General features: G+C 67.1%; 15 protein-coding genes. 10 read left to right on the top strand and 5 right to left on the bottom strand.

Annotation, left to right across the window (positions count from 1 at the left end; genetic code table 11):
- Positions 1–14: 14 nt before the first annotated feature.
- From hpt to AUR65_RS09765, 3 genes are all read left to right on the top strand, one after another.
- Positions 15–560 carry a hypoxanthine/guanine phosphoribosyltransferase gene (gene hpt / locus AUR65_RS09775; RefSeq protein WP_058566718.1) on the top strand — a complete coding sequence of 182 codons (546 nt, stop codon included), beginning with the start codon at positions 15–17 and terminating at the stop codon, positions 558–560.
- Between the two features lie 177 nt (positions 561–737).
- Positions 738–2108, top strand: a complete 1371-nt coding sequence (locus AUR65_RS09770) for a uracil-xanthine permease family protein (RefSeq protein WP_058566717.1) — start codon at positions 738–740, stop codon at positions 2106–2108.
- 130 nt (positions 2109–2238) lie between these two features.
- A complete protein-coding gene (locus AUR65_RS09765; RefSeq protein ID WP_058566716.1) occupies positions 2239–3054 on the top strand; it encodes a hypothetical protein in 816 nt (271 codons plus the stop codon).
- On the opposite strand, the gene AUR65_RS09760 is transcribed toward AUR65_RS09765, so the two are convergent.
- Positions 3041–5368 (bottom strand): methyl-accepting chemotaxis protein, encoded by a 2328-nt coding sequence (locus AUR65_RS09760; protein ID WP_233194352.1) that lies wholly within the window; start codon positions 5366–5368, stop codon positions 3041–3043. The two genes, AUR65_RS09765 and AUR65_RS09760, sit on opposite strands and share 14 nt — an antisense overlap.
- Before the next feature lie 320 nt (positions 5369–5688).
- Between AUR65_RS09760 and AUR65_RS09755 the strand changes: the two genes are divergently transcribed.
- The 3 genes from AUR65_RS09755 (at position 5689) to AUR65_RS09745 (ending at position 7737) form a co-directional block, all read left to right on the top strand.
- Positions 5689–6531, top strand: coding sequence for an ion transporter (locus AUR65_RS09755; RefSeq protein ID WP_058566715.1), 843 nt, complete (start codon positions 5689–5691; stop codon positions 6529–6531).
- Between the two features lie 172 nt (positions 6532–6703).
- Positions 6704–6928 (top strand): hypothetical protein, encoded by a 225-nt coding sequence (locus tag AUR65_RS09750; protein ID WP_058566714.1) that lies wholly within the window; start codon positions 6704–6706, stop codon positions 6926–6928.
- Positions 6929–7017: 89 nt separating this feature from the next.
- Complete coding sequence (locus AUR65_RS09745) at positions 7018–7737, top strand: fumarylacetoacetate hydrolase family protein (protein ID WP_058566713.1); 720 nt, start codon at positions 7018–7020, stop codon at positions 7735–7737.
- A gap of 57 nt (positions 7738–7794) precedes the next feature.
- Here AUR65_RS09745 and AUR65_RS09740 read toward each other — a convergent pair whose 3' ends face one another.
- Positions 7795–8013 (bottom strand): hypothetical protein, encoded by a 219-nt coding sequence (locus AUR65_RS09740; RefSeq protein ID WP_058566712.1) that lies wholly within the window; start codon positions 8011–8013, stop codon positions 7795–7797.
- A gap of 139 nt (positions 8014–8152) precedes the next feature.
- Between AUR65_RS09740 and AUR65_RS09735 the strand changes: the two genes are divergently transcribed.
- A complete protein-coding gene (locus AUR65_RS09735; protein WP_004975572.1) occupies positions 8153–8761 on the top strand; it encodes a translation initiation factor IF-2 subunit beta in 609 nt (202 codons plus the stop codon).
- A 141-nt stretch (positions 8762–8902) separates the two neighbouring features.
- Here the strand turns inward: AUR65_RS09735 and AUR65_RS09730 are convergent, their stop codons facing one another.
- Both AUR65_RS09730 and AUR65_RS09725 read right to left on the bottom strand, forming a co-directional pair.
- Entirely contained in the window at positions 8903–9139 is a 237-nt protein-coding gene (locus tag AUR65_RS09730; RefSeq protein ID WP_058566711.1) for a hypothetical protein, read from the bottom strand.
- Between the two features lie 104 nt (positions 9140–9243).
- Positions 9244–10263, bottom strand: coding sequence for an NAD-dependent epimerase/dehydratase family protein (locus AUR65_RS09725; RefSeq protein ID WP_058566710.1), 1020 nt, complete (start codon positions 10261–10263; stop codon positions 9244–9246).
- An 83-nt stretch (positions 10264–10346) separates the two neighbouring features.
- Between AUR65_RS09725 and AUR65_RS09720 the strand changes: the two genes are divergently transcribed.
- On the top strand, positions 10347–11216 hold the full coding sequence (locus tag AUR65_RS09720) for a helix-hairpin-helix domain-containing protein (protein ID WP_058566709.1): 870 nt from the start codon (positions 10347–10349) through the stop codon (positions 11214–11216).
- Between the two features lie 118 nt (positions 11217–11334).
- Positions 11335–11763 carry a universal stress protein gene (locus AUR65_RS09715; RefSeq protein ID WP_058566708.1) on the top strand — a complete coding sequence of 143 codons (429 nt, stop codon included), beginning with the start codon at positions 11335–11337 and terminating at the stop codon, positions 11761–11763.
- Between the two features lie 166 nt (positions 11764–11929).
- On the opposite strand, the gene AUR65_RS09710 is transcribed toward AUR65_RS09715, so the two are convergent.
- A complete protein-coding gene (locus AUR65_RS09710) occupies positions 11930–12202 on the bottom strand; it encodes a hypothetical protein (protein WP_058566707.1) in 273 nt (90 codons plus the stop codon).
- Positions 12203–12451: 249 nt separating this feature from the next.
- Here AUR65_RS09710 and AUR65_RS09705 point away from each other — a divergent pair, with 249 nt between their 5' ends.
- Entirely contained in the window at positions 12452–13054 is a 603-nt protein-coding gene (locus tag AUR65_RS09705; RefSeq protein ID WP_058566706.1) for a hypothetical protein, read from the top strand.
- Positions 13055–13134: the final 80 nt, after the last annotated feature.

The raw sequence follows: 13134 nt of genomic DNA, 5'->3' as shown, positions 1-13134 counted from the left end.
GTGAAACGGACCCCATGCAGCGACTCGAGGAGTCCCTACACGAAGCGCCCATCATCGACAAGGACGGCTACTCCTATCTCGTCCATCCCATCAGCAACGGCGTGCCGATGCTCGACCCCCAACTCCTGCGCGAGGTCGTCGTCGGCATCGCCCGCGCCGCCGACCTCGACGTGGACAAAATCGTCGCCCCGGAGGCGATGGGCATCCACATCGCCACCGCGCTCTCCCTCCAGACCGACATCCCGCTCGTCGTCATCCGCAAGCGCGAGTACGGCCTCAACGGCGAGGTCGCGCTCCACCAGACGACCGGCTACTCCGAGTCGGAGATGTTCATCAACGATATCGAGGACGGCGACCGCGTGCTCGTCGTGGACGACCTGCTTTCGACCGGCGGAACCCTCGCGGCCATCTGCGGCGCGCTCGACGACATCGGCGCGGACATCTCCGATATCGTCGTCGCCATCCGGAAGGTCGGCGAGACGGCGCTCGACGACACCGACTACGAGGCGACGAGCCTCGTGGACATCAGCGTCGACGAGGACGGCGTCGAGATTCACTGAGCGAGAGCGCTGACTCACCAGACGGACACGCTCACAGTAGAGCACGACGGCGATACCCCGCTTTTCCTCTCGCCCACAAGATATGCACGAACGTGTTCAATATAGCGTGTCAGAACCCGTGAAATACGCTCGAACGCGAAACTATTATTGAAGGGGAGTCGCTCGTGGCGAGTACAGATGTCAGACGAGAGCGGTGAACTCGGCCTCGAATACGAAATCGACGACCGGCCACCGTTGCTGGAGTCGATTCTCCTCGGGATACAGCACGTCTCGGTGATGATCGTCCCGGCGACCGCCGTGGCGTTCATCGTCGCGGGCGCGGTCGGCCTCGGCGTCGCCGACACGGCCTACGTCGTCCAGATGGTGCTCCTGTTTTCGGGGCTCGCGACCGTGGTACAGGCGTACGCCGTCGGGCCTGTCGGCTCGCGGCTCCCCATCGTGATGGGGACGAGTTTCACCTTCGTCGGCGCGGCGACGACCATCGGCGTCGATTACGGCTTGAGCGCGGTGTTCGGCGCGATTCTCGTCACCGGCTTCCTCGTCGAGGGAGTCATCGGCTGGCAGTTCGACCGCATCAAACCCTTCTTCCCGCCGCTGGTGACGGGCCTCGTCGTCGTCATCATCGGTCTCTACCTCGTCCCAGTCGGTATGGACTACGCCGCCGGCGGGGTCGGTGCCGCCGACTACGGTGCGGCCCACAACATCGGCCTCGCGACGCTCGTCCTCGGCGTCGCAATCGCGCTCAACCTCTTTACCGACGGCATCACGCGACTCCTGAGCACGCTCGTCGGCATCGCCGTCGGCTACGCGGTCGCCATCCCGCTCGGCGTGGTGGACTTCGCGCCCATCGGCGACGCGGCGTGGTTCGCGATTCCCCGCCCCGGCGCGTTCGGCGTCACGTTCGAACCCGTCCCCATCGTCACCTTCGCGTTCCTGTTTCTCGTCTCCGCGATGGAGACCGTCGGCGACATGTCCGGCATCACCGCCGCCGAGGGGCGCAACCCGACCGACGAGGAGTTCCGCGGCGGCCTGTTCACCGACGGTCTGATGAGTTCCATCGCGTCGGTGTTCGGCGCGTTCCCGGTCACCTCGTTCTCGCAGAACGTGGGCATCGTCAACTTCACCGGCGTGATGAGCCGGTACGTCGTCGGCATCGCGGGCGTCGTCCTCGCCGTCCTCGGCCTCAGCCCGAAGGTCGGCGCGGCCGTTGCGACCATCCCGAGCGCCGTCTTCGGCGGCGCGGTCCTACTCATGGCCGGCATGGTCGCCGCCAGCGGCGTCCGACTCGTCTTCCTCCACACGAATCTCGACCGCCGCAACATGGTCGTCGTCGCCGCCTCGCTCGGCCTCGGCCTCGGCGTCGCCACGCGACCCGACGCGCTCTCGGGGCTCCCGCAGGCCGCCGCGACGTTCTTCGGCCAGCCGGTCATCGTGACCGCGCTGACGGCGCTCGTGCTCAACACGCTCGCGCCGGGCGACCAGAGCCCGCTTTTCGACGCGGCCGACGAGTCGGTCGCCGCGGACGGCCGCGTGTCAACCGACGACTGACACGAACCGGGTCAGTCGTAATCGGTTCCGGTTTCGATATGCGGTTTATATTTCGTGTCTCACGACTGTCGGGAAACCGTCCGGATTACCAACGAATTCATTTCTGCTCGCCGCATTACATCTTCACGAGATGAGCGAGCAGCGGGTCACATTCAACGGGGATACGCGGGTGCTGTACCGGCAGGCGGTCAGAACGCCGCTGCCGGACGAGGACGCCGAACGGCTGTTCCACGAGAACATGATGAACGTCGCGGACGCCCAAGAGCGGAAGGCGGACATGCTCGCCGACCCCGATATCCCCCTGCTCGAAGCCTACGAGACGCAACTCGAAGGGATTGCCGAGAGCTACAAGCGGCGCTGTCGTCACATCGCCGGCGACGACTACGAGGAGATTGCGATGGCGTACAACCGCGGCGAGCGCGACGACCGCGTCGGCGCGCTCACCGCCTACTACTTCGAGGGGCTCTGGCGGATGCAGCAGCGAATCACCGTCACCGACATGCTGTTTTTCCCCATCATCCTGCGGTATCCCGACTGCTTCACGGTCAACATCCGCTTCGCCAGCGGCCACACGACCACGGAGTCCGTCCTCTACGAGTCGCCGGAACACTCCACCGAGGAACTCGACGGCGAGTACGCCGAGCGCTACTACAACGAGAGCCTCTACTCGCAGAAGGAGGCCGCCGAGTACATCAGAGACACCGCGGAGATAATCCGCGAGGAGTTCCCCAGCCCCGACGAGTCGACCTTCGAGGAGCGACAGTACGGCGGTATCACCTCCGCCGGCGGCCGGAAGGGTCCGGTGTTCTCGTCGATGCTCAAGCGAGTCGAACCCGACCCGGACCGGTTTTCCGAACCGGTCGGCGAACCGACGCTCGTCGAGGAGGGCGAGGAGGCGCGACGAACCGAGCGGGAGCTACTGCCCGAAGGCGCTATCGTCCTCTGAAACGGTCGCCGCCGTCGACCCGCGCTTCCGTCGCGCTCGGGAGTGCCTCCGCGGCCGGAGTCGCCCCGTCGTCCGCGACGTCGAACCGGTCGAGCGCGACCCGGAGGTCGCCGGCGCGCTCGGCGAGTCTGTCCACCCGCTCCGCGACCGACGCGAGCGCCGCCGTCTGTTCTTCGGTCGCCGCCGCGGCCTCGCGCGCGCCGGCGCTGGTTCGGTCGCTGATGGCCGACACGTCTTCGACCATAGCGGCGACTTCGGTCGTCGCCTCGGCCTGTCGGTCGGTCGCGCGGCGAATCTCCCGAATTCCCTCAGAGGTGTCGGCCGCGTCGTCGACGATGGTGTCGATGGCCTCGACGGCTTCCTCGATGGTCTCCGAGCCCTCGCCGACCCGCGTCCGGGTCTGTCTGATGTCCGCCGCGGTCGCGTCGGCCTGCTCGCGAACGCGGTCGATTGAGGCACCGATTCGTCCGGTCGCCTCCTGCGTCTCCTCGGCGAGTCCCTTCACCTCGTCGGCGACGACGGCGAAGCCGTCGCCCGCCTCGCCCGCGTGCGCCGCCTCAATGGAGGCGTTGAGCGCGAGGATGTGCGTCTGCGAGGCCAGTTGGTCGATGAACTCGACCACGTCCTCGATGTCGGCGACGGCGGCCGCCAGTTCTTCGACCTGCTCGACCGTGCGGTCGGTCGCCGTCTCGATGGCCCGTAGCTCCGAAATCGCCTCATCGGCCGCGTCGCGGCCGCGTTCGCCGCGAGAGACCGCGGCCTCGGCGTTGTCGGCGACCGACGCGGCTGAGGCGCTCACCTGCTGAATCGTCGCCGAAAAGTCGTTGACGCGGTCGGCCACGTCGTCGAGGTGTTCGTCCTGTCGGACCGCGTCGTCGAGGATGTCGGTCATCGACTCGGCGACCGCCTCGCCGGCGTCGTTCACTTCGGCGACGCCCGCGCTCGTCGTCGCGCTCGACTCGGCTACCGCCCGGCTGAACGTCTGCGCGTCGGCGATGACCGCCCCGAGTTCGTCCATCGTCTGGTTGTACGCCCGTGCGATGTCGCCCATCGCGGCGCTCTCGGAGTCGGGGTCCATCCGACAGGCGACGTCGCCGTCGGCACAGCGCTCCATGACGGTGCGGTACTCCTCCGCCTTCGTTTCGAGGTGGTCGTTGAGGGTCTCTGCCTCGTTCAGGCTCGTCCGCAGGGACTCGCGCATCCCGTCGAAGGAGTCGTACAGCGTTCCGAACTCGTCGATACGGTCGGTGTCGAGGTCCACGTCGAGGTCGCCGTCGGACATCTCCTCGGCGCGCGCGGTCAGTTCACCGAGCGTCCGCGTGGTCCGTCGGCCGACGACGACCGCGACGGCACCTAACGACCCGAGCGCGACGAGTATCGTCGCGAGGAGGCCGCCACCGACGCGGTCGCGGACGCCGTAGGCGCTCGCGGCGGGGACCGAAGTCGAGAGCGTCCAGTCCACGCCGTCGAGTTCGGTGTACGCGACGACGTTCCCGCCGGACCGACCGAGGGCGGTCGCGCTTCCGTTCGCAAGTAGGCCGTCGTCGGGGGGTGCGATACTCCCGTTTTCGGCCGTCGAGACGATAGCTGACCCGTCCGCGGCGTACAGCGTGGTCTCGCTTCCGGCCATCGTCTGTTCGGTCGCCGCGAGGCGAGCTGGGAGGCTGACGGTGACGAGGACGACCGACTCGGCGTTCTCCGGTGGTTTACTCGCAAGGACGAACGACACCTGGTCGTCGACCGGCGACCGGAACGTCGACGAGGAGACGTACACCCGCTCGGGTTCGGGATTGACGTTCTGTTCGAGGTCGCCCCACGGGAGGCCGACCGCGGCGGCCGACTCACCCTCTAGCGAACTGGCGGTGCTCTCTTTGATTTCGCCGGTCGCGTAGTCGACGTAGTGGATGGCCGTCACGTCGGACTGGCCGAGTTCGCCGCTCCGCTGAAACAGGTAGCTACTGGCCGCCTGCGAGTTGCCGAGTTGGAACTGCCACGTCGAGGACGTCGTGCGGGTCTGGAGACGCTTGCTGGCGAGCCACGATTCGAGCCCGTCGGCTTGGAGGTCCGCGGTCGCCGTGAGCTGTTGTTCGACCTGTGCGTCGAGTGTGTCGTGGACCTGCGTGTAGGTGACCGCCCCGGCACCCGCCATCACCACCATGGCGACGAAGACCGCCGCGAAGAACTTCCGAGCGTAGGTGCGGCGAATCGCCCGCGGGACCGTCGCCGAGACGGACGGTCGCGGAAATCGGTCGCCGAGTCTGTCCGACAGACCGTCGGGAAGCACGTCCCGAAGGCGTGACCAACGTTCTCCCATCGGGCGAGAGTTTCATTTCATCCGTGATAAATTCGACTACTATATAGTACTAATTGAACGAACAGCCTCATGGAAGCCACACCCAAAATCGGCGCAGGAAACGGAGTCTCCCTAGATGCCAAATACAATACTTATCGCCCCTATATCCGGTTTTACCAGTAATCGCTTGGACGGAGACTCGTCCAGTTTGAGTGACGATACGAGACACATCTGGCGTGTCTTTGACGAGCCTTACTTTCAGGATATATAGTTTCAAAATCGAAAACGGACAGAATCTCTGTCGCACGACGGTATAAGTATCTCTCCGCCGAAGACGGGATATGGACGGTCATGCGCGCGGGTCGCGCCACGAGACGCCCCGGGACGTGGTCCGGTTCTACCTCCTCGACCACCGGACCGCGGTCGGCAAGGCCATCGACATCGCGCTCCTCGGACTCAACCTCCTGTTCGTCGGGGTGTTCGTCGCCGAGACCTACTCGCTCTCGTCGTCGGTCGAGTCGATGCTCTGGTCCGTCGAGGCCGCCGTCTCCATCGTGTTCCTCGCGGAGTACCTCCTCCGCCTCTACGGCGCGCGGGACCGGACCGCCGAACTGTTCAACGTCTACTCGTTCGTCGACCTGCTGGCGATTCTCCCGACGCTGGCGGTGCTCGTGCTCCCCGTCTCGTCGGTCGCCGCCAACATCGGCTTCCTGCGGGCGATTCGTGTGGTCCGCGTCCTCCGGTTCTACCGGTTCACGCGCGACGAGGAGTTCTTCTTCGGCACCGTCTCCGTCGGGACGCTCCGCGTGATGAAACTGCTGTTGACGGTGCTCACCATCTTCTTCGTCGCCGCGGGGATGTTCTACTCGTTCGAACACCGGGTGAACCCCGAAATCGGGACGTTCGGCGACGCGTTCTACTTCATCGTCGTCGCGCTCTCGACGGTCGGATTCGGCGATATCGTCCCGGTGACCGAGGCGGGGCGGTGGGTGACGGTCGCCGCCATCCTCGCGGGCGTCATCCTCATCCCGTGGCAGGCGAGCAAAATCGTCAAAGAGTGGGGCCACCGAGACAAAATCTCCGTCACCTGCCAGAACTGCGGACTGGCCTACCACGACGCCGACGCCTCCCACTGCAAGTCCTGCGGCCACGTCATCTATCAGGAGTACGACTCGCGGGAGTGAAGACGCGGGCCGATGGTGCGCAGGGGTGAGAACGCCACCGCTGTTCGAACATGAATATTTATTATAGATTGGTCTGTACTGCCGGGTACAACAATGTCGGTCGTACGCGTACATCGCTAACTCTTCTCGTCGCCGCACAGCCGTCCGACCGACCCGAACTCAATCCGAAATCGTGAGCACAAACGCCACCCCGACCTACGAACCGACCCTGCGAACAGACCGCGACCCGACCGCCGAGCGCGAAACTCGTCCCGACGCCGACCCCACCGACCCCGCGTCGGGCGTCGCCCGGTGTCAGCGCCAGTTCGAATCGACGCGGACCGAGCGCATCCACAACCTCGTCGACCGCGAGAACCAGTCGATGCCCCGGATGAACCGGGAGTCCGCGTCCGACTGAGGCTCGTCGGCGGCTCACCGCGTCGTACTCCCCGCGTTCGCTTGCGGAGACACGTCGCTTGAAGTAAGTGGCCGACGCAGGAGGGAGCGATGCGATTGGCACGGATTCGAACCGACGACGGAGTGGTCTCGGGCCGGTACGACGACGGTGTCGTGACGGCCGATGGCGAGGAGTACGAAGTCGGCGTCGACGCCGAGTTGCTCGCGCCCTGCGAGCCGACCGCGCTCTACTGCGTGGGTCGGAACTACGCGGCGACGGTCGACCAGATGGACTACGATATCCCCGACCAACCGGACTGGTTCATCAAGCCGCCGGTGTCGGTGCTCGACCCCGGCGCGGACATCGAGTACCCCGACTGGACCGACGAGTTGACCTACGCCGGCGAACTGGCCGCCGTCATCGACCGCGAGTGTTCTGACGTGGCCGAAGCCGACGTGTCGGACGTGGTCCGCGGCTACACGATTCTCAACGACCTCGACGCGCTCGACCAGCCCGGCCGAACGGCTCGAAAAGCGTTCGACGGCTCCGGACCGCTCGGTCCGTGGATAGAGACCGACGTGGAGCCGTCGAACATCGACATGACGACCCACGTCGGCGGCGAACTCCGACAGGAAGCCAACACCGAGCGCATGCTCTTTTCGCCCGCGGAGGTCGTGTCGTTCCTCTCGGAGCGCTACACCTTCCAGCCGGGCGACGTGATTTCGTTCGGCAGCCCGGCGAACCCCGGACTGGTCGAGCCCGGCGACGACGTAGAAATCTGGTACGAGGGCGTCGGCACGCTCACGAACCGCGTCGTCGACGGCGAGTAAGGAGGCGGGCCGGCGACCGGTTGCGGGCGGTGGCCTGCGGTCGTCGAATCGCCAGACTCAGTTCAGCGCCTCGACCTCGTCTGTGAGGTCGGTCGGCTCGTCCACGGGGCCGTTGACGAACAGGCCGTGCGCCATCACGACGGCCGCGAGGGCGCTGAAGCCGACGAGCGTCGTCTGCGGCTCCGTCGGGGTGACCCGGCCGACGACGACGCCGGCGAGGAGGCTCCCGAGGATGCCGAGGAGTACGAGGTCGTAGTACTGCCACGTGTAGCCCATGGTGAGTCGTTCGAGAGCCAGCAGTGAAGGCGTGTCGCTCGGTTCCGCCGTCGAGGATAGTGAAACGAACCTCGGCGCGCCGGCGCTTCGCCAAGGACGGTCACGGAACGGCTATACGTCGCCAGACACTCGAACCCCTATGGAGTATCAGACTGCGCTCGACCGAGCGCTCAACGTCCTACCGGAACGAAACGTCGAACAGGAACGCCTCAAGGTGCCGGACCCGTCCGGCGAGACCGACGGCGCGTTCACCCGCCTCACCAACCTCGGCGAGATTGCGGACGCGCTCTCGCGGACGCCCGCGCACCTCCACAGCGCCATCCAGCGCACCCTCGGGACCAGCGGTCAGCTGGAAGGCGACCGCGCCCGCTACAGCGGGTCGTTCTCCATCAACGACTTCGAGGAGGCCATCGACGGCTACGTCGAGGAGTACGTCATCTGCTCGGAGTGTGGCCTGCCGGACACCCGCCTCGTCACCGAGGACGGCGTCGACATGCTTCGCTGTGAGGCTTGTGGTGCCTTCCGCCCGGTCCAGAAGCGCTCCAGCGTGAGCAACAAGCGCCAGCGCGAGGCCGTCGAAGAAGGTCGCACCTACGAGGTCGAAATCACCGGGACCGGCCGCAAGGGCGACGGCGTCGCCCAGCGCGGGAAGTACACCATCTTCGTGCCCGGCGCGCAGGAAGGACAGACCGTCCGCGTCTATATCAAGAACACGAGCGGGTCGCTCGCGTTCGCGCGACTCGCCTGAGCCGGACGCACGCGTCGAACCGACGCGGCGGAACACGAGTCGCTCGGCGACCGATTTCCGCGCACAGTCTCATATTCTCTCGCCGCGGTCGCTTCTTTCGCGGGTCGAGTCACCGACGTCGGTGACGCCCGCGAGACGCAGTTATTCGTCTTCACCGGCTTCGCCGTCGTCACCGCCGCACCGACCGCACCGGCCGCGAAGACCGAACAGCGCGACGAGGAGGAACACCGCTCCCTCGACGCGCGCCGCCGTCACCACCCACGGTTTCGCCGTCATCTCGCCGCCGTCCTCGTACGCGAGGCGCGTCATCACGGCGACCAGTTTGTCCGGGAAGAGCAGTTCGACCAGACCGAACGCCGCCAGCAGGGCTCGGAGCATGGCTACATATCGGTGCGGAATCAGTGAAAAGCCGCCGCCCGTTCTCACACCGCGGGAGCGACTGCCTCCCCGTGTTCGACTTGGCGTCGCGGCGAGCGACGGACTCACTCGCCCGACTCGAACCCCGCGACGAACGCGTCGGCCGCGTCCCGCCACGCGGCCGCGAGGTCGTCCGAAAGCGGGTCGGCGTCCCACGGCTCGACCGCGTCGCGGTCGTCCAGCCACGACACCACCTCGCGGACGCCTTCTTCGAACTCGACCGTGTAGCGGAATCCGAGGTCGGCTTTCGCCCGGCCGTTGTCGAAGACGGTGCTGTACCGGAAGTGGTCTCGGAGCATCCGCGTCCGGTCGGGCGCGACCGCGCGAAGCACCTCGGTCGGGACGTGGACGAGGTCGGGCGCGGGCGCGTCGAGCGCGGCCGCGACGCGCTCGTGGTACTGGTTCCACGTCATCGTCTCCTCGCTCGTGACGTTGTAGGCGCGGCCGCCGACGCCCGGGCGCTCGACCGCGCCGACGAACGCTCGCGCCACGTCGTCGCGGTGGCACGGCCCCCACAGCGAGGTGCCGTCCCCGTGGACGACGATTGGCTTCCCCTCGCGGATTCGGTCGATGTACGACGAGTCCATGCCGAGCGTGTGGACGAGCGTTCCGCCCTCGCCGTAGGTGTTCCACGGGCGGAGGACGACCACCTCGAACCCGTCGGGGTCGTGCGCGTCGAAGAACGCGTCTTCGGCGGCGATTTTCCCGGCCGCGTAGTCGCTGACCGGCGGGTTCCGCGGGCTCGATTCGGTGACGGGATTCTTCGGCGGCGGCCGATGATACACGTCGATGGTGCTGCAGAAGACGTAGCGGTCGGCGACGGGGCGACAGATTTCGACCGCCTCGCGGGCGGTTTCGGCGTCGAAGCACGCCATGTCGACGACGACCTCGGGCGACGCGTCCCGAATCGCGCCGCGAAGCGCCGACGGGTCGTCGCGGTCGCCGGCGACCCGCTCGACGCCCGGTGGGAGGTCGTCGTCGGTCTCGCCCCGCTGGAGGCTGGTCACGTCGTGGCCGGCGGCGACGAGTCGCCGAACGATTCCCGTGCCGAGCAGTCCGGTGCCGCCGATGACGAACACGTCCATGCGTCGTGAGGCGCTGCGAGCGGTGATAAATCCCCGACAGCGGAGCGACAACACTCATTCTTTCCTAAAGCCAATAATTGATTATGAAGGTATATCTCACGGACGGAACCAGCTTCGAGTGCGGCGGCTACAAGGCGCTCGACTCCGGCGGAGTCGTCCTCACCAGCGACAAGAAGCGCAAACACGTCGTCGGCTACGTGCCGGCGGACGCGCTGGTCTACGTCCTCCCCGACGACGTGGCACCGGGCGATTCGCTCGCCGAGGAAGGCGACGGAGACGACGCGGGCGAGGAAGGCGACGACGATGAGGGCCGCGAGTCCGACGACGCGGGCGACGTGCCCGACGCCGCCGACGACGGAGACGAACACGAGACCGGCGAGAGCGAGACCGAGGGCCACGACAGCCGCGACCCCGACCAGACCACCGTCGAAGCCGAGGTCGACCCGGACGTGGCCGGCGTAACCACCGTCGCCGACGGGGAGACCGAACACACCCACGCCGACCTCGCGGCGCGCATCGACGAGGTCGAAAGCCGAGTAGACGGCCTCGACGGTCGCGTCGACGCGATGACCGAACAGCTGGCGACGGTCGTCTCGGCGGGCGGTGTCGGTGCCGAGGCGGCCGCCGAAGAAGCGCGGGACCCCGAGGACCCGCGGAACATCCGCGGCATCGGCGAGGCGTACGCAAACCGGCTCCGAGCGGCGGGCATCGACACCGTGTCGGCGCTCCGCGAGGCGTCGGACGAGGAACTCGCCGCCGCCGCGGACGTGTCGGCGCGGCGGGTCGCCGACTGGAAACGGCGGGCCGAGCGGTACGCGGAGCAACAGACCGCGGACGGTGATACCGAACCGGAGAGCGACGTGGACACCGAACGCGACATCGAAACCGACGCCGAGGCCGACGAGACGACCGATGATGAAGCGACCGGCGACGAGATGACCGACGCCGAGTGAGCCGCCTGCGTCGGTTCTCTCGCGGGGTGTGCCTCCTCCGGGTGAGTCTCGACCCGTAGTTCCCATCGTGCGGGAACTGGCGAAGAGGGTGATACTGTCCCCGCCCAACTCCCAGTTGATGTACGACACAATCCTCGTGCCGATAGACGGGAGCGACTCGATGCAGCCGGTCGTCGAAGACGCCGCGGAACTCGCCACAGAGCGCGACGCCGCCGTCTCCCTGCTCTACGTCGTCGACGAACGGGCCTTCCTGACGCTCGCCGACGAGCGCGTCGACGAGGTGTACGAGGAACTCAGGTCGCAGGGCGAGGCCGCGCTGGCCGAGGCCGCCGAGACGATGGCCGAGTACGGCGTCGACGCCGCCACCGAACTCCGCCGCGGCGACCCGGCCGAGGAGATTCTCGCGTTCGCCGAGGAGATAGACGCGGCGCTTATCTCGATGGGCACCCACGCGCGCTTCGAGGACAACATCCTCGGAAGCGTCTCGCGGTCGGTCGTCGTCCAGTCGAAGATACCCGTGCTCGCCACTCCCATCGAGCGACGATAACCCGCCCGCGCCGGGCGAGCGAACACGTCACAACACCGAAACGGGGTCCGAGGTCCCGTGTCTCGCGTATTTTTCCGATTCTCGCCGGGGCCGGTCAGCCCCCCGGTTCTCGCCGCGTCCGACCAGTCCCCGGTTCTCGTCGCAGTTCCGTTCTCGAACCGCCGATTCAGAGTCGCAGGAGCAACAGGAGGACGCCGAAGAACGTCGAGGCGGCGCTGATGAGAAGCAGGCCGCCGCTGAGGACGAGCGTACCGCCGTCGAACGTCGGGGTCGTCCCGCTGGCGGCGACGTTCATGACCGACATGCCCGCCGAGAGGTCGGCGACGGGTGCGAGGACGGCGATGCAGAACGTCACGAGGCCGGCGACGACGAGGGCGTAGGGCGTGAACGGAGGGCTCCGCCGAGTGGGGTGGCGGCGGACCGGGTAGCTGCGAGACATACATCACCTACGTCACCACCCTAGTTTGGTACGTGTCGGCTACTCCCGAGAGACCGGCGTTAGACTCGTCCTACCGCCGCGAGGCCGGGGTTCTCGGCGTGGCGCGCGTGCCGCCGGTCGCCCCTCGTCAGTCGGGCGGTTTTCGGCGTAATTTGGGCCTAACTCCGGGCGGATTCACGGTGGAGTCGTGTTCGAGTTCGGAAAATCCTCTTTTAGCCGCTGAGCGACGGGAGAGACGAGGAAGAAATCATGAACAGACTCACAACGCTCGGGGTGGCGCTCGTCGTCGCCTCGCTCGTCTTCGCGGGGACGGTCGCCGCCGCCGGCGGCCTCGGTGTCCAGACCCAAGCATCGGAGACCGTCCAAGCGACCGACGGGACCCCGGTCCGAGCCGACGGCGGGTGGCACGGCCCGTTCAACGGGACCGCGAACGAGACCCGGAACGCGCCGGGCGACCGCCTGCAGGACCGCTTCAACCTGACCGACGAGCAGACCGACGAAATCCAGACGCTCGTCGCCGACCTCCGCGCCGACGACGCGACGGCCGACGAGATTCGGACCGCCGTCAACGAGAAACTCACCGAGTTCGGCGTCGACGAAGCCGACCTGCTTCCCGACCCGGCGCTCCGCGTCACGGAGCGACTCGACCTGACTGACGACCAGGTCGCGGAACTCGAAACCCTCGTCGCCGACCTCCGCGCCGACGACGCGACGGCCGACGAGGTTCGGACCGCCGTCGACGAGAAACTCACCGAGTTCGGCGTCGACACGTCGACGCTCGCCTGCGGTGGCGACGGCGGCGCGCGACACCACGCGGGCGGCCCCGGCGGCTTCGGGCCGCGCGGTAACTGACGCCCGCGGTCCCCCGCTGACGACTGCCCCCGGCAATCCACTCCCTTCGAACGCCTTCCAAACGCACCCCGCTGAACGCA

The sequence above is a fragment of the Haloferax marisrubri genome, assembly GCF_001469875.2.
Classification (GTDB): domain Archaea; phylum Halobacteriota; class Halobacteria; order Halobacteriales; family Haloferacaceae; genus Haloferax; species Haloferax marisrubri.
This window is presented reverse-complemented; position numbering and strand designations above follow the sequence as displayed.